This window comes from Methanobrevibacter sp. (genome assembly GCF_045539575.1).
Taxonomy (GTDB): Archaea; Methanobacteriota; Methanobacteria; order Methanobacteriales; family Methanobacteriaceae; genus Methanocatella.
Window position 1 is genome coordinate 1 of sequence record NZ_JAZQFM010000031.1, and the last position, 23,057, is coordinate 23,057.

Genomic DNA, 23,057 nt, shown 5'->3' on the forward strand with positions numbered 1-23,057 from the left:
TAAACTTAACTATTAAAAAATCAGTTAAAATTTGATTTAACAAATCAAACATTGTTGTAATTAAATTATACAATTGTTAATGTCAATATATTTAAATTGAAGTAAAATTAAAATGAATATGTCAAAAATAAGAAAAAATAAGTCAAAAATTTTTTGACGTAAAAATCAAAAAATTAATTTTGGCGGACACCCATTAATGAAAAAAAGATTTTCTGCAAGAGATTATACCGACGAACAAATTTCTGAAGAAGACCTGAAAGGAATCGTTGACATTGCAAGATTAACCCCCTCATGGGCCAACACACAACCTTGGAACGTCCACATTGCATGCGGCGAAACACTTGAAAAAATACGTGAAACATGGATTGAAAAAAACAATGACGAAATAAGAGGAAACTCTGATTTGCCTGTGGGTCACAGTGAAGACTTCGGTGAAAGAGGATTGAACAACATAATGACCAATGCAAATGCAATTACAGAATTCATAGGCGGACCTGAAGATCTCTCCAGATTACCACACCTGCTTTTCAATGCTCCAGCAATAGCATATTTGACAGTACCTAAAACCGCTCCAATGTGGTCAGTATATGATTTAGGTACATTTTCAATGAGTCTGATGCTGGCAGCCACCGAAAAAGGGATCAATTCTGTGCCTGCATACGAACTGGTCAAATATCCGGATGTTTTAAGGGAAAATATGGATATAGATGACGATGAAAGCATCATTGTAGGAATCGCATTAGGTTATGCATCTGAAAATATAATTAACAAATACAGAAGTCCAAGACTTGAAGTTGAAGACATCTTAAAAATCTATAATGACTAAACATTAAAAAAATATAATTAATGTGAATTAAATCAATTAATGTACCATCACCCCAATTTTTTAAAGGTGAATTAATGAATGACTTTTTAAAGCTAGCATGCGAAAGATATTCAGTAAGACAATACTCCAATAAACCAATTGAAGATGAAAAGCTAGAAAAGATTTTAAAGGCAGGACAAGTTGCGCCAACTGCAGCTAATCGTCAGCCACAACGTGTTTTTGTGATTAAAAGTGAAGAATCTCTTGAAAAACTTAGATTTTTCACACCGTTTTGCTATAATGCCCCAATTGTTCTGATGATGTGTTATGACAGAAATGTTTCAGGAAAGGCGATTGATGGACATGATTCAGGCATTGTTGATGCGACAATCGCTCTTACTCATATGATGCTTGAAGCATATGACCTGGGAATAGGTTCCGTTTGGGTAAGAGGATACGACAGCAGAATACTGGAAAGGATTTTCAATCTGCCTGAAAATTTAGTTTCAGTTGCATTGCTCCCAATTGGATATCCTTCACAAAACTCAAAACCCATACAATTACACTACAACAACATATCAATCGAGGATATGGTGACTTATTTATAACAAGTTCATTAAATTAAAAAAAATAGAAAAGTATTTATTCAAAATAAATACTTTCAGGAGGATTTTCCAAATCGATTACTGATTTGTTTTCAAGATTTTCCGGACCATATGGAGTGTGTGTTGACAGATACACTGTAGGATTATTTTTGACGAATTCAATTACCCTGTCCAAAGTTAAACGGGACTCTTCAATGTCTTCAAATACTATAGATAGCTTATTTTCATATAACGCCTCATCAGTATATGTGATGTCTCCATGAATCATATAATACAGGTCGTCCTTTTCAACTATCACAATACTGTTACCCATGGTATGTCCGATTGCTTCGATTAAATATACATTATCAACAATTTTTTCAGACTTTGGGAAGTTTTTATAAGGAGTATCATTGAATTCTATAGGAACTACATTATCCCCTTTTAAATCCAATGCATCAGCATCTGTTTTTGAAACATATATTTTGGCATTTGGAAAGAGCCCAATCTGACCGGAGTGGTCATCATGTTTGTGTGTTAAGATTATTTTAGTGATATCTTCAACATCATAGCCCAATTCATTAACAGCATCAAGGTAAGTTGAAATTGTAACACCATTGTAAGCTATTCCGTCATCATCCCTTTCTGGATCCTGATAACTTGATGAAAATCCAGTATCGACAAGAATTACATCGTCACCAGTGTCAATGAGATAGTTCTGAATACTTGCACGATATTTGATTGATGAATCGAATACATCCATTCCTTCTTCTCCACCGAATGCAAAAGGTTGAGTCATGAAACCTCCTGCAATGGTTTTTACAGCTTTGATTTGCATTTCAATCTCCTAAATTATAATTTTTCATTATTCTGGAAGATAATTATTTAAAACAATTTACAACCCACAAATTGGAAAAAAATTAAAAAAAAGTTTTAAAATAATATATTCTTAAAAACTTCTAAAAAAACTTATTGGATTATAATCCATATTCGAATTTGAATCTGTATTCCTGATTTACAAGTTCCATTCCTTTAAATGACCCTTCAAGAATATGTGCTATGATATTCAAGTCCTCTACAGTAATATCATTACCGTTTGAAATTGGAGAAAAGAATATGATTTCATCATCCAATATTTGATAATTCAAGTTTTTGTTTTCTTCCTTTTGATATTTCTCAACTATTGATAAAATATGTTTTTCTGTTTTTTCGTCTAATTGTGCCATGTTATTACCTCTTTAAAGTCTTTAATTATAGATTCAACATGTCGAATCCCACCATACAGAATTGACATCCTTCACATGTAGGTGCGAAATATGAATCTTCTGCTTCTTCAATCGATTTTTCACCGTATACTGAGATATTGAATAATGCCTCTTCCTCACGGCTAATTTCCTTGGTCATAGGAGACAAACCCCTGTAATTTGCAGGCCTGAATCCTGTATGTGAAATGTCATAGAAGAATTTTTCGCCGGATCCGAATCTGTTAAAGTATTCTTCTAGCTTCAATGCATCTTTTGGAAGCAGTGAAAATTTAATAGACATTGTTCCGTCAGTTCTTTGTTGAATTCCTGCACGAGATGCATCAACAGCTAAAATATCATCTTCACCTCTTACAAAAACTATACTTTCTTCTAAATTCACATTGTTCTCTTCAGCAATATCTTTCAATTCGACATAATATCACCTAAAGACTTAAGTTTCTAAAGTCTTTAATAATTATATTAAAAGAAGTGTTATATAAAACTGTTGATAATCCCAAATTATATATATATATTGGTCTATGATGTCCTAATTTTCATATACAAATATTAAAGTTCATCTCATTGAAGAAAAAAGAATTCCTGCACGATAATTTAAATTAAAATAATTTCTGTTGCACATCAATGAAACTTCCTTCATCGATTTGTTTTACAACATCACTCTCACTAACATCACCAATCAGCAATGGTGAGTCAGGATTATGCAACTTTTGATTCCTTTTTACCAAGTTCATGTTGCTGTTTGCGTAACAGTACTTGCACCCATGCATGCAGGTGTTGTATGCTCCAATATCCCTTCCGAATATACAGTTGCATTCACGGTTCTGATATTTTCCTTTAGGCAATTTCAAATTATTTCCTATAGCTTTTTCAATCACCTGCTGAGTCATGCATCCTGATGAGTCACAGCCAAACTGATCAAGAAGTGTTCCCTCAAGACATGTTCTGATTAAAATATCATTTTCACGGGCAATTCTTGAAAAATTCTCACCTATAATCAATTGCTCTTCAACAGTTACTTCATCGGCTTCAGGAAAATTCCTTATGACCTTTTTATATAAATCAATGAAGCTTATTGTGCAGTCATGAGTATATCCTGCCAAATCTGATGCAATTTCTTCAAACTTGTCAATGTGAAACTCCAAGTCATATTTTTCTGTTATAAAAATAGGATCATATCTCCAGGCTATGGCATTTGTTCCAACATTTTGTGAAATTTTCTTAAATGTTTTGATTACATTTCTATAATTCGGGACATTAACCTCAACATCCCTTCCATAAGGATTTATTGTTAAAAACCAATACTGCTTATAATCTGTGAGCTCATCCAAATGTTTTGCAAGAGGCTTTGGATTTTTGGAACAGAAGCACATGCAGTCAACGACTTTTGGATTAATAGGATAACTGTAAATATCATTATTATAGGGATTTTTACTTAAAACAAAACCTTCATCAACCCTGTTCAAAAACCATTTGTGAAAAAAAGCGGGAATATCAGTTCTTGAACCTGTATTGAGAATCATAAAAAAAGAAAAGGTAAAAGAGATTTATAAATCTCTTCCGAAAATGTGTACAGCTGCAGTACCTCCGGTACCACCGATGTTGTGGGTCATACCGATTTCTGCACCGTCCACTTGACGTCCGCCAGCTTCTCCTCTGAGTTGCCATACGATTTCAGCAGCCTGAGCAATACCTGTAGCACCTAATGGGTGTCCACGTGCCTTAAGACCACCGGAAGTGTTGATTGGGAAGTCACCATCTACTTCAGTTTGTCCTTCTTCAATAGCTATTCCACCTTTACCTTTTTCGGCAAATCCTAAGTCTTCTACTGCTAAAAGTCCGTTGATGGAGAAACAGTCGTGCACTTCAGTTACGTCAATATCTTTTACGGTTACCCCTGCCATTTCGTAAGCTTTTCTGGAAGCGACTTTTGTAGATTCAATGGTAGTGATATCTTTTCTGTCGTGTAATGTTAATGTTCCAGAAGCCTGTGCAGAAGCTTTTACATAAATTGGAGTATCAGTGTATTTTTTAGCATCTTCAGCAGGTACCAATACAACTGCCGCTGCTCCGTCACTTACAGGAGAGCAGTCAAGAAGTGTAAGCGGATCTGCAACCATGGTTGAGTTCAATACCTTATCCACAGTTACTTCAAATGGGAACTGTGCATTTGGGTTTTTGGATGCGTTCTTGTGGTTTACAACTGAAAACTGAGCCAGTTGTTCACGGGTGGTACCGTATTCGTACATGTGTCTTTTTGCAATCATTGCATATAATGATGGGAAAGTTGCTCCTTGCTGTGCTTCCCATTCCTTGTCTGATGCTGTAGCAATAGCCGGGGTAGCGTCAACGACATCTGTCATTTTTTCTACACCTGCAGAGATTACAACATCATGGAAACCTGATGCAACTGCCATTATTCCCTGTCTTAATGCAAGACCTCCTGATGCACAAGCAGCTTCAACTCTTGTGGTTGGAACAGGGTTAAGACCCATGTGGTCGGAAATAAGTGCAGCAATGTGTTCCTGCTCTACAAACAGACCTGAGGACATGTTTCCTACAAACATTGCTTCAATAGCAGCACCGTCAATTTCAGCATCGTTAATAGCTTTTACACCAGCTTCAGCGATTAAGTCTCTGAATGATGAATCCCATAATTCACCAAATTTAGTTTGTGAAACTCCGATAATAGCGACATCTCTCATATTCAAGCCCCCTTACATTTTAATTTTGCCTTTGAATTTAGCATAAACAGCATAATCGACGTATGTTTTATCGTCAATAATTTCTTGAGTTTTTGGAGCTAATTCTCTTCTTTCAACAATTTCATCTTTTACAGTTATTGTGAATCCATCACTTCCAGCACCGGATCCGTATGAAATGACAAAGATGTTATCTCCAGGTTCTGCAACATCCAAAATATTGGATAATGCTAAAGGAACTGCACCGGAATAGGTGTTACCGATATTTGGAGTTAAGAGTCCTTGTTTGATTTGTTCTGATGTGAATCCTAACTTTTTACCTGCTCTGAGGTAGAATTTACCGTTAGGTTGATGGAAACAAGCGTAATCATAATCTTCAGGTTTAGAATCAGTTTCTTCAAAAAGCATTTTTGCAGTGCTTAAAACATGCTTGAAGTAAGCAGGTTCTCCTGTGAAACGACCACCGTGGGACGGATAGTCTTGACCTTCCCTTCTGTAGAAATCAGGAGTGTCTGTTGTGAAACTGCATGTGTGATTAATATCAGCTATGGTATTTTCCTTACCAATGACATAAGCTGCTCCTCCGGCGGATGCAGTGTATTCCAAAGCATCTCCAGGTGCACCTTGTGATGTGTCTGCACCGATAGCCAATGCATATTCAACCATGCCTGATTCAACAAGTCCCATTGACATTTGAATACCTGCGGTTCCTGCCTTACAAGCGAATTCCAAATCCGCTGCAGTCAATTTTGGAGTTGCGCAAACAGCTTCAGCTACAATGGAAGCTGTCGGTTTTACTGCGTAAGGATGAGATTCGGAACCTACATAAACAGCACCGATTTTACTTGGATCAATTTGAGCTCTTGCTAGTGCATATCTAGCAGCAGTTACTGCAATAGTAGCAGTGTCTTCATCAGCAGAAGGGACGGATTTTTCATTAACTACCAATCCATTTGATAAAGCTACAGGGTCATCTCCCCATACCTTTGCTATTTCTTCTACTTTAATTCTATAAGATGGTACGTGAGCACCATATCCTACTATTCCTACCATTAAATCACCTTAAATAATAATCTTAAAAGACATTAAAATTTAATTTAATTATAAATATTATATTTTTATTATTATATAAAATTAACTAAAAAATAGGCTATTTTTAAACAAAAAAAGAATTTTAAAAAAAGATTGAAAACTAAGATGCAGTTGCCGGGATTCGAACCCGGGTTGTAGGCTTGGAAGGCCCAAGTAATAACCAGACTATACCACAACTGCAATAAAAAGTGCGGCGTTCGGGATTTGAACCCGGGTCGCTAACGTGGCAGGCTAGAGTCTTAACCAGGCTGGACTAACACCGCATAAAAACTAACAACAAATAAACTTATGTTTTAATAATATATAAAGTTTTGCATTATTTGTCAAATTTAGTAGAATAATTTTAAAAAAATGAAAAGTATTAAATTTTGCGTGCAGTCACACAAATCCAATCGTTTTCATCATTAATATAAGCCTTGAAGTCTTTAAAACCTGTCTTTTCCAGAGATTCCTTCAAAACTTCTTCAGAATATATTTTCATGTCAAGAAGTTCAACAAGATCATCATATTTTTCCATTTCGCCTTCGCGGTATACCGCCTCATTGCAGAAAAATACAAGACCGTCCTTTTTAAGAACCCTGTTGACTTCCTTTAAATCATTGATGAAATCAGGCCAGAAATAGATTGTCTCAAAACCGGTTACGATATCGAAAGTCTCATCATAAAACGGCATGTCTGAAACTGATCCCTGCAATACATTGACTATTCCCTTTTCAATCGCATTCTTATTAAGGTCAATGGATTTTTCAACGCTGACTTCTGAGTAATCGATTCCAACAACCCTTCCGTTTTCTGAAATCTGTGCTGCAAATCTCTCGATGTTTCTTCCGCCGCCACAGCCGATATCAAGAATCTTGCTGTCGTCTTGAACTTCAAAATGACTTACTCCCCACTGCGCCATGCTCTCGTGGGATCTGTTCATCCTGTCAAGTATCTGATGGCCAAGCTCGCCGACAGGCTTTCTTGCATTCTTAATCAGTTCCTTATCTTCAATGTGATGACCTGTATTTACCTTATCCTTATCACTCATAGTATCACTTCTTCATTCCCTTACGTGTTTTAATAGCTTGTCCTGTTTCAAACTGCTCAATTTCACAGGCACCTAAAAGAGCCTTACCGTAAGCAAGCAGTTTATCCTCTTCATCTACAATTAAAACTTCATCCTTTACCCTTATGTTTTCATCACAGTCCACGACAAACTTACAGAATACGCTTTTTCCGTCCAGTGCAAACGGCACTGAGTCCTCATTGACAACAACCCTATTTTGAGGATAAGGCATTGCATTGTGAAGCCTTTTTGCACCCTCTTTTGATAAGATTAAGTATGAGTCTGATGCCCTCATGTTAACCAGGAGCACCTTGCCGTCATAGATATGCCTGATTTTGCCTGTCTTTTTACTCTTTTCAATGTTGATGTTTCCGGTAAAGAGAGCATCACCGGCTCCGACACCGAACTGGTAATCTGCAATGGCCTTGATTTTTTTGACATCATCCTTTTTGTATCTTATTTCATCTGATGATTCATGCTTTTCGAACAAGCCAAGTTCAAGGTCCCTGACGACTCTTGAGTGAATAAGCACCTGGTCATAATATTCAACGAATTCTGAAATGAAGTCCTCTGCAAACTCAATGCTGTCAACGTCACGGGTTTTAGGCGCATCGCTCTGACTTAGCGGATAGACCTCATCAATTTCCAATGGAATTAATCCGAACGGAATGTCCAATACCATGAAATCAGTATTTTCAAGGTCAAGTTCCTGTTGGGCGCCGTATACATAGAATTCACCCAGCTTGCCTGATACGAACTTGGAATACGGTTTTCTTGAGGAAGGCAATATCACCAAATCACGTTTTTTAGGCATTTGCCTGAGCTTTTGCATGTGCCTCAGCACTTCCGGCCTGCAGAGGGATTCGGGGCCTGTGTAGAAAAATGCTGACTTTTTGCTTCTCGGATCGTATTTTTCCAAATCAGAGGAGTAGTTTCCGAGATGCCTTACAGCTTCTAAAAGTGCAGGGTGTGCTCTGCATCTTTCCTCAACAAGTTCCATTAAATTTCCATCGTAAATTGCCTGTCTGATTAATCTCAACTCTGCAAATGAAACATGCAGGTTATGCTGAGCAATCAAATCCCTTCTTTTCTCCTTAGGCATTGCCCTTAGGTCATCCGGAGCGTATTTGGTACACACTTCACATGAGCATGGCATTTCCTGAAGGTTTTCAAGCTTGTATGTTCCTCTTGTTGACAATAGCCTGTCGTCTTCAGCGTATAGTATGTATGCTGCTGAGTCGAAAAGGTCACATCCCATTGCAACGCAGAGCGCAAATATCATAGGGTGTCCCGCTCCCATCAGGTGGCGGGGAACGGTATCTGAAAGCTCCTTCATTGAGTTCATTACCACATCAACAAGGTCCTTGTAGTGATATGACTCCATAAGGGGAACCACCGCACCTATAGGATACAAGTCGGCGTCAAGCTTTGAAAGCTCCTTTGCACATTCCCGTCTCAAGTCAAGAAATGTTGATCCCTGAACCACTGAATTCAAAAGCATTTCCATATTCTGTTCCTTTTTATATGAGACCGCTTCACGTGCACGCTCAAGGGTGATTTCCAAATCGGCTTCCGCCTTTTCCCTGTCAACAAAAGGAGCTGTCGGAATGTCAAGACTGGTTCCGATGTCTGTCTTGATTTGTTCCTGAAATTCGATTACTTCCTTGTTGGTAATTTCAACGTCCCCGTAAACTGACAGCTGGAAAGATCCTGAATCAGTCATTATCGGACCGTCAAAGTGAATCAGCTCATGCAATCCCTTTTCGATGGCTTCGGCCTTTAAGTCCTCATCCTTGTAAATCAGATATGCATTGGTGATTACGATGTCTGCGCCATACTTGCCGACATCGATTGCCTGTTTTCTCGGATGGATAACCGGCATTAATGCAGGGGTTTTAACATCACCGTGTTTAGTTTTTAAAACACCTACACGACCCATATTATCTTTAGCTTTAATTTCAAACATTCATATAACCTTAATCGTTTAATAGGAGAACTCAATTGTAAAATTCAATCAAGTTCAAAAAAAATCATCTCTAAAATAAATTAGAATATCTAAATAAACATTAAGCGAGAAATTATATAAATTTTGCTCATTTAAGGAATTAAAAATAAGACGACTTTGAAAAAATAGCATTGCCATAACAAATTGCATTAAAATAATTGGAGATATTCAAAAACCTCTCTAAAATATAAAAACAATAAACAACTAAAATTAATGTTAGATAAAATGAGTTACGAAAATAATGCAAGGGTAATTAGCGACGATGTTTTTGACCTAGTCAATGAATGTTTTAGTCAAGAAAAAAGTAGTCGAAATATTGAAGGAAGGGTTAATTTTTTTGATACTTACAATGATTATTTTGTTTTAACAGACGATGGATCCTATTCTATCAATTCAAAAGAAATAAATCATAAAGTTGAAACACTACATACATCTACCGGTGCAATAAGTGAGTCATTTGAGAAATTTATCAAGCCGATGAAGTTCAATTATGACGAGGACATTGCAATTCTGGACATATGTGCGGGAATAGGATACAATACATCCGCCGCAATAGCTGATTTCATTGAAAACAGCAAAGATTCCTCATTGACAGTGGATATGGTTGAAATATCAAAAGCTACACTTGCATGTGGCCTTTTAGTACCATCACCGATTGAGGCTCATGACATTACCCGAAAGGCCATTGAAGATGAACTCATCAATCAGGGCTATGCCGCATTAAGCGTGGAAGATGCTGAAATTCCGGAAAACATTGACATCAATGTATACATTGAGGATGCAAGACAGACCGTCCAAAAGCTTGAGGATGACACCTATGATGCAATATTTCTAGACCCTTTCAGCCAGAACATGGCCCCGGAATTGTTTTCGCTTGAATTTTTCAGGGAGTTCAGGCGTGTTATCAAGGATGACGGCATCGTTGCAACCTACACCTCATCAGCGCCTGTAAGGGAGGCATTCATTGAAGCCGACTTCTACATTGGCCTTGGCCCGATATTCGGAAGAAAACAGGGCGGAACCCTTGCAAGCCCAAATCCTGCAATGCTTGACACTTCACTTCCGAAAAACGATGAGATAAGAATAGCACTGTCCGATGTCGGAATACCGTTTAGAGACCCTAACTTAAACGACAACAGCGATGTCATTCTTGAAAGAAGAACTGAAGAGCGCCACAATGCAAGACACAACACCAAAATTTCATCTGCAGTAAAAACACCTATATTTTTAGCATGCGAAATGGATGATGAAAAGCTCAAAAGGCGTGTTGAGAGAAATCTTGCAAAAATGAATATACCATCCACCACTTCTGAAGAGGCTTATTATATCGTCGAGTGCGAAAATAACTACAGTGAAAAACAGGACTCTGAGAATAACTCAAGAAATAGAATTTTAGATATGAAAAAAAGATTAAAAAAAGTTAAAATGGGAAAATTATGAAGCTACATATTTTCCGCTTTTTAAAGTATAAGCATCCGCTTTAGTACATGATTGGGTCGGTGTTATGACAGTCAGGTCTCCACCGGATCCTCCGTGATTGTGTCCGAATACTGACCAGTCACTGTCACAGTGTGCACAGACAATGATACCTTCAGCGCTACTGCCTTCACCGTTACCGGTTGCAGGGAATGTTCCCCAGTTAGCGGTTTCTGAACCTGCAAAGAATATGCTCCAGTAAAGTTCATGGCTTCCGCAGTACGGACAGGTTCTGTCAAACTCAGTCACATAGAATGTGTAACCGTATTTGCTGAGTTCACCAGATGCTGAAGCTCTACCTATAGCCAAGAGAGAATATCCGTCTTCAGAAACTCCATATTGATTATATGATATTCCAATGTTGGATTTGATAATTTCAATAGTTTTTGTAGTGGAGTATCCGTTGCTTGGATCTTTCAAAATGACCTTGTAGGTTCCAACGTCAAGATTGTAGTTGAAACTTGCAGCACCATATGAATTTGTCTTAAGGACAGTAGTTTGCCCGTTGAATGTGACTTCAATATTCTTATTTTTTACAATATTACCGTCTTTATCAAGAAGTGTTGCGGTGTATTTTGAAGTAACATTTGCAGCATCCACAACATTGTATGCCTTGATTGTAGGTGCTAAAACTGTAATTTTAGTACTGATACTGTCTCCGGTGTACGGATCAGAGGACTTGAATGTGTAAGTTCCTTTTGCCAACTTGTAGCTTACACTGGCAACACCGTTTGCATCGGTTTTTGCAGTTTTCTTAACTCCTTTGATGTAAACATAAACCTTAGCGTTTTTGACAAGTTCATCATCCTTGTAAAGTTTTACCTTGAATTTGGAGGTCTTGTCTGAAAATACAGTCATTTTGCTTGCAGACATGGTGTGCAGGATTTTAACTGTATTGGTTTTCTTCTCACCAGTAGATGGATTTATGGAATACATCTTAAAGGAAGTCGGTTTTGAAATAATAGTAAGCTTAGCTACACCTTTTGAATTGGTTTTAACTTTAAAGGTGTTTCCGTGAGCTTTAAATGTGACATATTTCTTTGCCAGGACTTTACCGTTCTTGCCGTAAAATGTAGCTTTGAACACTTTGGAACTCAGATAATGCTTGGATACATCACTTGCAACAACAGATGTTTTAATAACAATCTTGTTGGATATCTTATATCCTTTAGGATGAATCGCATATATTGTGTAAGTTCCAACTTTCAAATCAATGTCCAAACTTGCGTATCCGTTTGCATTTGTCTTTTTAGTGTAGGTCTTTCCATTTAAAGTGAACTTGACATTCTTTTTCTTTAAAGGAGTACCGTCACTATTGTAAAAGCAAGCTACATACTTTTTGGTATTTGAATAAGTTTTAGTTAAATCTTTAGCTTTAATAACAGGCAGGACTTGAATTTTCTCACTATTGGAAACATCTCCAACTTTAGTGGAAACAACATAGGTTCCGGAATCTAAATTCAACGGAACTGAAACCTTACCTTTGCTATTGGTGTTTAAATCATAACTAACACCATTTACTTTTATGGTTACAGATACATTCTTTACATGCTTGTCATCCTGTGATATGACAACGCTATACTTTGATCCGCTGTAATATGAATCTGCATCAACACTGCTGATAGTATAATTTGCATTTGATTCAGCAGCAACCGTTTCCTCACTTACAGATAACACACTTGCATTACCCGAAGGAGGTTCTTCATCAATATCCCCAGCAATCATGTCATCGGTTGAATTTGCATCAACTGCTGCAACCGCAGAAATTGACAACATGAAAACTAGAGTTATTAAAAATAACTTAATTTTTTTATTAAACATACGTTAACCCCATTTAACATTTGTTCGTAATAATTTTTATTTCACTTTTTCTATAAAAAGCTTTTGATTTTTAAAAAAAGCACAAATAAGTCCAATTTATAAAAAATAAACAATAAAAAGGTTAAAAATAGTTTAAATAGATTTAAAATATTGAAATTATTAACAAAAGACAAAATATAAGTGAAATAAGAATCTTTGAAATTACTAATACTTACAAATAGTTTTAATAAGTTATGAATATTGATTTAACTTTGCATGAGACATTTAAAAACAATTCAATGAAATAAAAGAAATAAATCATAATTCAGGGCTGAAAACACAGAAAAAATAGCTATTTTAAATTTAAAGCTTAAAATTGAAAAAAAGATAAAAAATGAAAATAAGGTAAAAATACCCTATTCCACAGTCACACATTTTGCTAAATTTTTAGGCTTGTCAGGGTCATGACCCTTTTCAAGAGTAATATAATATGCAATTAATTGAAGCGGTACAATATAAACCAGAGGTGCAATAATCTCCTTGACTTCAGGACTTATTGAAATGATTGCATCTGCCTTGCTTTTAAGTGACTCATCACCTGCAGCACCAATTGCCAGAACATTTGCGCCACGGGACTTGACCTCTTCAAGATTACTCATGGTTTTTCTGTAATTGTCTCCAGGAGGAATAATTACAACAACAGGGATTCCCTCATCTATTAAAGCCAAAGGACCATGCTTTAGCTCTCCTGCAGCATATCCTTCACCGTGAATATATGAAATTTCCTTAAGTTTCAGTGCTCCTTCAAGCGCTGTAGGATAGGAATATCCTCTTCCCAGATAGAAGAAGTCACGGGCATAGTTGTATCTTTTGGAAAGTTCCATGATTAAATCTTCCTGAAGCAACACTTCATCTATGAATTCAGGAACATTATCCAGATCACTCAGCAATTCTTCATCATGAGCAAGAAGTGCCGCAAACAAGTATATTGAAGTTAACTGTGCAACATAGGTTTTTGTTGCTGCCACACCAATTTCAGGACCTGCCTGAGTTTGGATTACATAGTCTGCCCTTCTTGTAATTGCAGAACCTGCTACATTGACGATACCCAATGTCTTGGATGTTTCATTGGCAACGTCAAGCGCCTTAAGTGAGTCTGCAGTCTCACCTGACTGGGATATAAATACAACTAAAGTCTTGTCATTCAATGTATTTGCGGAATACTTGAATTCAGACGCCAGAATGACATCTGTCGGAATTCCTGCAAGGGATTCTATCAGATATTTACCTGTCAGGGATGCATGGTATGATGTTCCGCATGCAACAAAGCACACCCTTTGGAGGTCTCCAACCTCATCAATGATATTTTGAATATTCTCCCTTTGGGTTAATGTATTCCTGACCGCAGTAGCCTGCTCGTTGATTTCCTTAATCATGAAATGTTCATAACCTTCCTTTTCTGCCATTTCAGGAGTCCAGTTAATTGTTTCGATATCCTTATTGACCACATTGTCAAATTCATCATGAACAACTACTCCTGTCTTATCCAAAATGACAATTTCCCCTTTTTCAGGATAGATTATGTCCTTAGCATATTTTAGAATAGCCGGAGAATCGGATGCAAGGTAATATCCGTTTTCACCAAGACCTACAATCAGTGGGGAATCCTTACGGGTTGCGACTATTTTATCAGGTTCATTTATGGATATTGCCGCAATAGCATATGCCCCTTCAATAACCCCAATTGTTTTTCTGACTGCATGCTCCAAATCAGTTCCTTCATCCATAAACTTCTGAATCAAGTGAGGAATCACTTCAGTATCTGTTTCTGACTTGAAGACATGGCCTTCTGCAGTTAATTTCTCCTTTATTTCCAAATAATTTTCAATGATACCGTTATGCACTACAGCAACGGTATTCTCTTCATCAACATGAGGATGTGAATTTAATTTAGACGGATCACCGTGTGTTGCCCAACGTACGTGAGCGATACCGAATTTACCGGGCATGTCTGTGAGGTTTAGGCTTTTGTCCACCTCTTCGATTTTACCCTTATCCTTTTTTATGTTAATCTTGCCGTCTGCGAAAGTAGCCAGTCCGATTGAATCATATCCCCTATATTCAAGTTTAGATATGCAATCGAAAAGAATAGGCGCTACGTCCTCATCTTCCTTTAATATACAACCAACAATTCCACACATCTAATCACCTTGATACTCATAGATATCCTTATAGAGTTTTACAACATCCCCAATAATCAAAATAGCAGGAGTGTTGATTTTTTTATCTGAAATATCACCCAATGTTCCGAATACAACATTCTCGTTTGGAAGTGTTCCGCTTTCAACCACACATACCGGAGTGTCAGCTGAGCGATATTTCATGATTTCAGAGGTATTTTCCTTTATATTTCCAATACCCATCAATATAATTAATGTATCAGCAGTGTAGTCCCAGTGAACCTGGCTTTCAGGTTTTGTAGGGTCCTCATGACCAGTCACAATAGTTACTGATGTTGCCACTGCTCTGTGAGTTACAGGTAGTCCAAGAGAAGTTGGTGCTCCAATAGCTGAAGTTACACCTGGAATTACTTCAAATTTGATATCATGTTCCATTAAAGCCAATATTTCTTCTCCACCACGGCCGAAAACAAAAGGATCCCCTCCTTTTAGCCTTACGACATTTTCATGGCTTTGAGCCTGTTCGATAATCAACTCATTGATTTCATCCTGTGTCTTATAATGTTCTCCTGCTTTTTTACCCACATAAATTCTTTCTGCAGTTTCAGGAGCATGTGCCAATATTTCTTCATTAGCCAAATAATCATATAAAACAACATCAGCTTTATTTAGGGCTTTTACTGCCTTAAGAGTTATTAAATCAGCATCTCCAGGTCCTGCACCAATTAAATAAACTACCATTCTATCACTTTATAAAAATCCTTTAAAGAAGTTTAAACCATCATCTGAACCAAACAGCTCTTCACAAGCCCTTTCAGGGTGAGGCATCATTGCGCAAACAAGGCCTGATTCATCACATACGCTTGTAATAGCTTCCATTGAACCGTTAGGGTTTTTGCCTTCAAACTGAAGTACAATCTGATCCTGGTCTTTCAATAAATCAATGTCTTCTGTGTAAAACCTTCCTTCTGCATGAGCGATAGGAAGTCTGATTGTCTGACCTGCCTTGAACGCCTTTGTAAATGGAGTTCTTGAGGTTCCGACTTTAAGGTCAACCCATTCGCAGTTGAATTTAGGATATTCATTTGTTATGAAAATTCCTGGAACAAGACCTATTTCACCCAAGATTTGAGCTCCGTTACAGATTCCTAAAACCGGTTTTTCCTCTTTAACAAGCTGTTTGATTCCATCGATTACAGGAGTGATGGAAGCCATCGCACCAGCTCTCAGGTAATCTCCATATGAAAATCCGCCAGGAATAACTATACCGTCATAGTCAGTCAGGTTTTCTTCACTCCACCAAATGTATTCAGGGGTAAGGCCTGCCAATTCGATAGCCTGTGCAACATCCCTGTCACAGTTGGTTCCCGGAAATCTAATTACACCAATTTTCATTTGAATCCCTCTATTTACCGCAAGCCATGTTCTGTGGAATGACATTGATTTTATAATTATGAATTACAGGGTTACAGAGCAATCTTTCACACATGTCAACCACGTTTTCTCTGATTGCTTCTCTGTCGTCACCTTCCATTTGGAATTTGATGGTTTCAACAGTTTTAACGTTTTTAACTTCATAACCTAATAAATCAAGAGACCTTTCAACTTGAGTAGCTTCAGGGTTTAACATACCGTCTTTTAGAGAAATTTTAACTTCAATATCAAATAACATTCAACTCACCTAAAAATCAAATTTTTCATCGTCCGGAATAATCCTATTATATACTTCTATATAAGCGTCCATAACTTCTTCGTCTTTACCTTTTCTGAACAGTTCCTTATCCAACATTTCCAGTGTTTCACTGTCCCATAACCTGCATCCGTCAGGAGAAATCTCATCACCCAAAAGAATGTTTCCGTCTTTATCCTTACCGAATTCGACTTTGTAGTCAACCAGGATAATTCCTGCATCAGCAAAGAACTTGGTTAAAACATCATTGATTTTCAATGCCTTTTCGACAAGAATATCAATTTCCTCTTCTGTGGCGATGCCCAATGCCTTGATAATAGAACGATTCAGCATAGGGTCGTGGTATTCATCGTCCTTATAATCCATTTGAACTATTGGAGGTTCCAGTTTGGTACCGTCTTCAATTGGGTACTTGCGAACCAAACTGCCAGTAGCAATATTTCTAACTATAACTTCAATCGGAATCATGTCAAGTTTTTTTGCAAGCATTACGTTAGGTTCCGGAAGGTCAATGAATTGGGTTTCAACACCGTTTTCCTCTAAAACCTTAAATATTTTAGTAGAAATGATAGCGTTGTATGCTCCTTTCTTGTTCATTACCTCTTTTCTTGCGCCGTCACCGGCAGTCATGTCATCTCTGAACTCGATAATGACCTGATCTTCGTTATCTGTAGTGTATACGCTTTTTACTTTTCCACCGTTAATTAACTCTTTTTTGTCCATGATATCAACAAAACAATTTTTAAATTATTATGATATAATTTTTGGTGGAAATATTATATAATACTATTTAATGGATTTAAATAATAATCATGAAAAAAATTTAAAAAAATAGAAAAAATAATAGTGATTACAAATCGTTAATGTAGGTAACTTGTCCTTTCTCACGGCCAAACTTCATCCCATTCAGGAGTCCGTTCGGCAGTTCGGACAATATTATTACAGGAAACTCATCTAAAGGATTTAAAAACATCTGATGAGTGACGTCCTGACGTGTTGTAATAACTATCTTATATTTGTTGTCTTCCTCAGACATTTCGCCGTCCAAAAAGACATCATTGAATGTTTGTTCATACAAATATTCCGGGAACTCTTCTGCAATTGAGAAATGATTTAAAAGGTCTTTAAATATCAATCAAATCAGTCCATGCTTGGAAGGTCCTTTTGATCGGAACTGTATGATGAACCGATCAGGTCACCGGATTCTGTGTCATACTGTCTGAATCCGCCGTCCTTGTAGGTTACTTCGCGATAATATCCTTCGCCGTTTTGACCATTGAATTTTACTTCTTCACTTACAATGTCACTATCTGCTGATTGTGAGCCTGAAGAAGAATCTGAACTTTCAGAAGATGCGACATTACTTACTTTATCTTTTAACTTTTCTATATCACTAGAATCTATGTTTTCCATATTAACACCTAATTCGTTCATGAAAGAATATGCTACAGCACCGCCGATGACCAGCAATGCCACGATAATCCCCAAAAGGATTAAAATAAAGCTTTTCATATTCTCACCTCTTTAAAGCTTTCATTAACTTTATGAGTGTAGGCATTAAAATAGTTTTCTATTAATTTATATATTACGAACAATAATATTTAATCATGGATATGAAAAATACCACAATACTTCTCATATTTTTACTGTGCGTTCTGGGCCTGATGATTGGAGTTTACCAGACAGAAGGCAGTAATGATGCTGTAAACCTTGATAATTATGAGGAAGTGGTTCTTGAGGATTCAAACGGAACAATCATCATACAGCTGGAGCCAATAGAAAAAACTGAATCCTTTTTAAACAGATTATTTACTTAACTTCTTTTTAACAACAGAAAATTGAGCTTTTTTTATAAGTTAATTCCCAAACTATTTAAAAATGTTAAACTCTTCAAAATTGTTTTTACTTCGTAAAATTTACCTCAAAAATTCTTAAATATTTAAATAGAATAATTTACATATACATATTTGCAAATAAACACCACATGGAGGATAAATTAATGATTCAAAAATTTCAAAAATCCGAACAAATATTTATACCATCAAATGATATTCAAAATACTGGCGAAAACCTAAAAGAGTTCATAACAAAAAACTTTGAACTTCCCGACGGTAATTTAGAGCAAATAACATCTTTTATTGAAAAGGATTGTAATCTTGAAAAAATAATCTATGAAATGCCTCAATTGATTAAAAGAGAACTAAATTATCAAAAAATTCAAATCAAATTTTTTGATGAATTTCAAGAGGATGAGTTAATATTAGAAATCACTGTTTTTTCAAGATTAAACATCAATAATGTGCTAAAAACAGAAGATAAATTTATTCATATATTATACGAAAAGTATCCTGAAAAATCTGCAGATAAAGTTCTAATATTTATTGAGGGATAATATGAAAAATCAAAATGAATTTGAATGGTTAGAATTTACTGATTTAGGTATGGAATACCTCAATGAAACTAATCGTGCAAAACAAAGAACCGGAATTAGCAGATTTTACTATGGTGCATTCTGTTCATCAAGAGATTTTTTAAACGAAAATAAAACTTATTTGGATGAAAAATCTGAAAAAATAATGACTTCCAAAAATGTTGATGTTCATCGTGAAACTTCTAAAATATTTAAAAATCATCAGAAATTTAAAAAAGAAAATAAAGGAAAGATCATCTCCAAAAATTTAAATAAATTGAGAAAAATGAGAAATCAAGCCGATTATGATAAAACTACTGAAAAACCATTATCAAAAATGATTAATGAATCAAAAAGGATTTCTGATATTATTTTAGATTCATTAAAAAATCTAAATTGAATTCAATTAAAAAAAAAAGAAATGTTATAGCTTAAACTATAACACTAAACCCTTTCTTCTGTGTTTTCCCATTCAGGATTTTTAGCAGGAAGAATAGTAAATATTAAAGTTGCAACCAACAATATTGCAGCCGAGATAGCTGTAAATACCAATTGATCGACTGTTCCGGCATTGATAACATCAATCAGCCCACCAATCCATATAATGGCAATGAAGATCGGCAGGATATACTTGACTACAACAAGCCACCAGCTTCCGAGCTTGATTGTTTTTGACCTTGAATTCAAAAAGTCAATAAGCCTTTCCGCCTTGAATATCCATGCAAATATAATACATTCAAGAATTACTCCTAAAAGAAGTGCAATCTGGTTGATGAAGGTATCCACATAACCCAAAAGGTCTCCACCGAAGGAAGTCGCATATACCATTGATATTGCAGCACCCACAACGATTAGAATTGTCATTGTCCTTGACCTTGAAAGTCCAAACTTGTTCTGGATTGAAAAGGACAACGGTTCGATTGTGGACAGGATACTTGTTAAACCTGCAAGATAAACTGTCAGGAAGAACAGAGGTCCTAAAATATATGCCCATTGGCCAAGCACATTGAATACTGTAGGATATACGATGAATACAAGACCTGTTCCCTGGGTTACAAGGTCAGCCACAGCAGTTCCGGACTGCAGGGACATGTAACCTAAGATTGAAAATACGCCTAAAGCAGCGAAGTTTTCAAAAAGGGAATTGGCAAGAGCAATTGAGATGGTGTTTGTAACCAAATCCGCATCGTCCTTTGTGTAGCTTGCATATGTAAAAGCAATTGACATTCCCAAACTCAGGGAGAATACAATCTGACCGAATGCAGCCATCCATATTTCAAAGTGAGTTAGAAGTGACCAGTCAGGGTCAAACAATTCCGCAAGACCTATTGAAGCTCCAGGCAAGGTCAGTGAGAATCCGACAATGATTATCATGATGATAAAGAGAGCCGGAACCAATATTTTAGATACCTTTCCAAGACCCGCTTCAAGGTCCCTGTGTGAGATAAACCAAACGATTACCCAACCGATGAGCATTGCAACAGCAATAACCGGAATGAAATTGGTTAAACCAGTATATGATGAAGAAGCCTGCAGGAGATTTGCTGTAAAGTAGGTGTTAGGATCTGCTCCCCAACCCTTAAAGAAGCTCAAAACCATATATATTCCATCCCAGCCCAGAATAGCTGAGTAATAAATCATAATCATAAATACTGCCACTGGCAACAGCCAGCCGAGATACTGCCATTTGGAGTTAATCTTTGTGATTGCCTTTGCAAATGAAGACTTGAAATTGTATCCGACGCCGTACTCCAAAATCAGGAAAGGAATTCCCATCAGCAAAATAGCCACGATGTAAGGAATGTAAAATGCTCCCCCACCGTTAGAGTACAGTACATAAGGATATCTCCAAATGTTTCCAAGACCAACGGCAGAACCTATCATTGCAAGGATGAATGACATGTTGCTGCCCCATTCGTTTTTGTCCGCCATAATTTCCATTTTCCTATAATGTTATGTCACATATTTTTGTAATTTATTCATTAAAAAGGTTTATATTGGCGAGAAAATTGGAAATGTTTAGAAAAAATAATCTAAAATGAATAAAAAAAAGATTAAAAAAAGATATTTAATAAAATCATTCATTTTCAAGGGAATTATCAAGCTCTTCTGCAGAATTTCCGATGGAAATTTTTTCAAGAACTGAAGATCCGTAATGAGGCAATATCACAAGACCTATGATTGAAGCCATCCAGAATGAAATGAGCCTTTCGACCATAGTCACCGGACCTGCAAGACCTGCCGGACAACCTGCCCTTGAGTAAAGGCCAATCATCAAACCGTCCACTGCACCAAGACCTCCAGGCAGTAATGGAATCATACCTACGAGAGAAGCGAGGATGAACACCTCTCCGATGACAATAACGTTTAATGATGCTCCGAATGCAAGGAAAACAACGTAAACCCTTAATATTTCGAAAACCCAAATCAGAAATGACAACGGAATTGTATAGTACATAAGTTTCCTTTCTGAAATCAGCACGTTCATGGTATTTTGAAATCCTGAAATGTTTTCATGAAGGACATTTCTCAAATCATCGGCACCCTTTTTGGAGAATCTGTGAACCAATCGGAAAATAAAGTTTTCAATCCTGATTCCGAAATGCTCATTGATGCACATGTAAATAAGAGCTGCCAAAATCAGAATAATTCCAATGACGGATACGACCAACAGCACTTCAAGCCACATCGGAAAGTCAAAGTAAAGCACTGTTGCAATGATTGTAATGATTGCAAGGACAATGAACGGGAAAGTGTCCAATACCCTGTCAGCAACAACGGTTGCAAAAGTATCCTTCATATCATAGCCATGTTCCTTGGCCAGAATATATGCCCTTACAGGCTCACCGCCTCCACGGCCTGACGGAGTGATGTTGTTGACTGCAAGACCAACCATGACTATCGGAAACAGTTTTTTAAATCCTACATTGATGTTTGCAATGCGGTTGACTATCTGCCAGCGGTATGTGTATAAAAAGTAGGTTCCGAATTGTATCAGAACCGCCAAAGCAATTAAAAAGAGATTTGCATTTTCTAAAGCGTCAACTACCTTGTCAATACCTATCAAATAAAGCATCACTGCAAGAATTGCGACACTTAAAATTATGAAGAATGCAGATTTCTTATCCATAATTAAAGTATTAATTTATTTTTATATAATGATTGTTATTTAATATGGGCCGAAATCAATTTCATTTAGAATATGGGCGACACGATCCTCTTCAGGAGGAAGCTGCATATAATCCCCATAAATAGGTGTTAATGTATTGTAATCATCATTAGGAATATTGGCTACAATATCTTCAAATTGAGCCTTTTTAGGAGGCTTATAATCCTCTTTATTAAATGTAACCTTTTCCATTAAAGTCAAATCGGTGACATATTGTCCGCTGCTTTTTTCATATTTAGTAAAGAGTTTGTATAGCTTTTTTTGAAAATACTTAGGGGACAAATGCAATATGTTAAATAAGCTATGAGTCAGATTTAAAATTAAATTCACGATTTTTGAGTAATTGTCAAATCTTAAAACAGAAATTGAATACATCCTTGCAAGATAATAACACTTTTGAATGTGCAACTTTCTTCTGAGATTATTGTCCGGAAGGTTGTCGAGAATAAATAAGTCAATGTGAATTCCCAATTTAAATGACACCTGCTTGTCCCAGTATTCAGCCCAATAAGTGCCGTTCAGAGACATTCGGCCAAACTGGAAGAAATATTCCTCATCATACCTTGAATCAAAAATAGTGTATTTATCTGAGGGATTTTCCTCCATTACTTTCAGGAACTTTTCATAATCCTTTCTGAATAATATCACATCAACGTCATCATCCCATGGAATGAAACCCTGATGGCGGATTGCTCCAATTTGAGTTCCGTAAATCAGATAATATTCAATATCATTATTGTCACAGATTTCTATGAAATCATTTAAAATCATATATTCTATTTCTTTAATATGATTAAGGGTCTCTTCATCCTGATTTGACATAAAATCCCTGAA

25 protein-coding genes and 2 tRNA genes are annotated in these 23,057 nt (G+C 36.5%); 6 read left to right on the forward strand and 21 right to left on the reverse strand.

Translation table 11 applies throughout. The features are described 5' to 3' along the window. Window positions 1-196: 196 nt before the first annotated feature. Both ACKI30_RS04240 and ACKI30_RS04245 read left to right on the forward strand, forming a co-directional pair. A complete protein-coding gene (locus tag ACKI30_RS04240; protein ID WP_407410168.1) occupies window positions 197-826 on the forward strand; it encodes a nitroreductase family protein in 630 nt (209 codons plus the stop codon). A 74-nt stretch (window positions 827-900) separates the two neighbouring features. Further along, a complete protein-coding gene (locus tag ACKI30_RS04245) occupies window positions 901-1,413 on the forward strand; it encodes a nitroreductase family protein (protein ID WP_407410170.1) in 513 nt (170 codons plus the stop codon). Window positions 1,414-1,447: 34 nt separating this feature from the next. On the opposite strand, the gene ACKI30_RS04250 is transcribed toward ACKI30_RS04245, so the two are convergent. From ACKI30_RS04250 to tgtA, 10 genes are all read right to left on the reverse strand, one after another. Beyond that, window positions 1,448-2,227 (reverse strand): MBL fold metallo-hydrolase, encoded by a 780-nt coding sequence (locus tag ACKI30_RS04250; protein ID WP_407410172.1) that lies wholly within the window; start codon window positions 2,225-2,227, stop codon window positions 1,448-1,450. Between the two features lie 139 nt (window positions 2,228-2,366). After that, complete coding sequence (locus ACKI30_RS04255; RefSeq protein WP_407410174.1) at window positions 2,367-2,615, reverse strand: hypothetical protein; 249 nt, start codon at window positions 2,613-2,615, stop codon at window positions 2,367-2,369. Between the two features lie 25 nt (window positions 2,616-2,640). Next, window positions 2,641-3,060, reverse strand: coding sequence for a hypothetical protein (locus ACKI30_RS04260; RefSeq protein WP_407410176.1), 420 nt, complete (start codon window positions 3,058-3,060; stop codon window positions 2,641-2,643). A 190-nt stretch (window positions 3,061-3,250) separates the two neighbouring features. Next, window positions 3,251-4,174 carry a DUF1848 family protein gene (locus ACKI30_RS04265; protein ID WP_407410178.1) on the reverse strand — a complete coding sequence of 308 codons (924 nt, stop codon included), beginning with the start codon at window positions 4,172-4,174 and terminating at the stop codon, window positions 3,251-3,253. 24 nt (window positions 4,175-4,198) lie between these two features. Next, window positions 4,199-5,356 carry a thiolase domain-containing protein gene (locus tag ACKI30_RS04270; protein ID WP_292741643.1) on the reverse strand — a complete coding sequence of 386 codons (1,158 nt, stop codon included), beginning with the start codon at window positions 5,354-5,356 and terminating at the stop codon, window positions 4,199-4,201. Between the two features lie 12 nt (window positions 5,357-5,368). Beyond that, window positions 5,369-6,406 (reverse strand): hydroxymethylglutaryl-CoA synthase, encoded by a 1,038-nt coding sequence (locus ACKI30_RS04275; protein ID WP_292741641.1) that lies wholly within the window; start codon window positions 6,404-6,406, stop codon window positions 5,369-5,371. A 145-nt stretch (window positions 6,407-6,551) separates the two neighbouring features. After that, window positions 6,552-6,625: transfer RNA gene (locus tag ACKI30_RS04280), tRNA-Gly, on the reverse strand. Window positions 6,626-6,634: 9 nt separating this feature from the next. Next, window positions 6,635-6,708 (reverse strand) — tRNA-Gly (locus tag ACKI30_RS04285). Window positions 6,709-6,806: 98 nt separating this feature from the next. Then, window positions 6,807-7,475, reverse strand: a complete 669-nt coding sequence (locus ACKI30_RS04290; protein WP_407410181.1) for a class I SAM-dependent methyltransferase — start codon at window positions 7,473-7,475, stop codon at window positions 6,807-6,809. Between the two features lie 4 nt (window positions 7,476-7,479). Beyond that, window positions 7,480-9,459 (reverse strand): tRNA guanosine(15) transglycosylase TgtA, encoded by a 1,980-nt coding sequence (tgtA, locus tag ACKI30_RS04295; RefSeq protein ID WP_407410182.1) that lies wholly within the window; start codon window positions 9,457-9,459, stop codon window positions 7,480-7,482. Window positions 9,460-9,723: 264 nt separating this feature from the next. Here tgtA and ACKI30_RS04300 point away from each other — a divergent pair, with 264 nt between their 5' ends. Beyond that, a complete protein-coding gene (locus tag ACKI30_RS04300) occupies window positions 9,724-10,938 on the forward strand; it encodes an MnmC family methyltransferase (protein WP_407410184.1) in 1,215 nt (404 codons plus the stop codon). Here the strand turns inward: ACKI30_RS04300 and ACKI30_RS04305 are convergent. From ACKI30_RS04305 to ACKI30_RS04340, 8 genes are all read right to left on the reverse strand, one after another. After that, window positions 10,933-12,750, reverse strand: a complete 1,818-nt coding sequence (locus tag ACKI30_RS04305) for a hypothetical protein (RefSeq protein WP_407410186.1) — start codon at window positions 12,748-12,750, stop codon at window positions 10,933-10,935. The genes ACKI30_RS04300 and ACKI30_RS04305 overlap by 6 nt on opposite strands. 440 nt (window positions 12,751-13,190) lie before the next feature. Next, a complete protein-coding gene (gene glmS / locus ACKI30_RS04310) occupies window positions 13,191-14,975 on the reverse strand; it encodes a glutamine--fructose-6-phosphate transaminase (isomerizing) (RefSeq protein WP_407410188.1) in 1,785 nt (594 codons plus the stop codon). Beyond that, window positions 14,976-15,695 carry a uroporphyrinogen-III C-methyltransferase gene (cobA, locus tag ACKI30_RS04315; protein ID WP_407410190.1) on the reverse strand — a complete coding sequence of 240 codons (720 nt, stop codon included), beginning with the start codon at window positions 15,693-15,695 and terminating at the stop codon, window positions 14,976-14,978. Between the two features lie 9 nt (window positions 15,696-15,704). Then, window positions 15,705-16,349: a phosphoribosylformylglycinamidine synthase subunit PurQ gene (purQ, locus tag ACKI30_RS04320; RefSeq protein WP_407410192.1), complete on the reverse strand. Its 645-nt coding sequence runs from the start codon at window positions 16,347-16,349 to the stop codon at window positions 15,705-15,707. A gap of 10 nt (window positions 16,350-16,359) precedes the next feature. Continuing rightward, complete coding sequence (gene purS / locus ACKI30_RS04325) at window positions 16,360-16,626, reverse strand: phosphoribosylformylglycinamidine synthase subunit PurS (RefSeq protein WP_407410194.1); 267 nt, start codon at window positions 16,624-16,626, stop codon at window positions 16,360-16,362. Window positions 16,627-16,635: 9 nt separating this feature from the next. Beyond that, window positions 16,636-17,367: a phosphoribosylaminoimidazolesuccinocarboxamide synthase gene (gene purC / locus ACKI30_RS04330; RefSeq protein WP_407410196.1), complete on the reverse strand. Its 732-nt coding sequence runs from the start codon at window positions 17,365-17,367 to the stop codon at window positions 16,636-16,638. A gap of 127 nt (window positions 17,368-17,494) precedes the next feature. Next, a complete protein-coding gene (locus ACKI30_RS04335) occupies window positions 17,495-17,779 on the reverse strand; it encodes a hypothetical protein (protein WP_407410198.1) in 285 nt (94 codons plus the stop codon). Window positions 17,780-17,784: 5 nt separating this feature from the next. After that, complete coding sequence (locus ACKI30_RS04340) at window positions 17,785-18,156, reverse strand: flagellar protein, FliL (RefSeq protein ID WP_407410200.1); 372 nt, start codon at window positions 18,154-18,156, stop codon at window positions 17,785-17,787. A 95-nt stretch (window positions 18,157-18,251) separates the two neighbouring features. Between ACKI30_RS04340 and ACKI30_RS04345 the strand changes: the two genes are divergently transcribed. The 3 genes from ACKI30_RS04345 to ACKI30_RS04355 all read left to right on the forward strand — a co-directional run bounded on the left by ACKI30_RS04345 (window position 18,252) and on the right by ACKI30_RS04355 (window position 19,454). After that, a complete protein-coding gene (locus tag ACKI30_RS04345) occupies window positions 18,252-18,461 on the forward strand; it encodes a hypothetical protein (protein ID WP_407410202.1) in 210 nt (69 codons plus the stop codon). A gap of 167 nt (window positions 18,462-18,628) precedes the next feature. Then, window positions 18,629-19,036, forward strand: coding sequence for a hypothetical protein (locus ACKI30_RS04350; protein WP_292741606.1), 408 nt, complete (start codon window positions 18,629-18,631; stop codon window positions 19,034-19,036). Window position 19,037: 1 nt separating this feature from the next. Further along, window positions 19,038-19,454, forward strand: coding sequence for a hypothetical protein (locus tag ACKI30_RS04355; protein ID WP_407410204.1), 417 nt, complete (start codon window positions 19,038-19,040; stop codon window positions 19,452-19,454). 44 nt (window positions 19,455-19,498) lie between these two features. On the opposite strand, the gene ACKI30_RS04360 is transcribed toward ACKI30_RS04355, so the two are convergent. The 3 genes from ACKI30_RS04360 to ACKI30_RS04370 all read right to left on the reverse strand — a co-directional run bounded on the left by ACKI30_RS04360 (window position 19,499) and on the right by ACKI30_RS04370 (window position 23,045). Beyond that, window positions 19,499-20,995, reverse strand: a complete 1,497-nt coding sequence (locus ACKI30_RS04360) for a sodium-dependent transporter (protein ID WP_407410206.1) — start codon at window positions 20,993-20,995, stop codon at window positions 19,499-19,501. Window positions 20,996-21,131: 136 nt separating this feature from the next. Then, complete coding sequence (locus ACKI30_RS04365) at window positions 21,132-22,184, reverse strand: UPF0104 family protein (protein ID WP_407410208.1); 1,053 nt, start codon at window positions 22,182-22,184, stop codon at window positions 21,132-21,134. A 39-nt stretch (window positions 22,185-22,223) separates the two neighbouring features. Beyond that, window positions 22,224-23,045, reverse strand: coding sequence for a phosphorylcholine transferase LicD (locus tag ACKI30_RS04370; RefSeq protein ID WP_407410210.1), 822 nt, complete (start codon window positions 23,043-23,045; stop codon window positions 22,224-22,226). Between the last annotated feature and the right edge of the window lie 12 nt (window positions 23,046-23,057).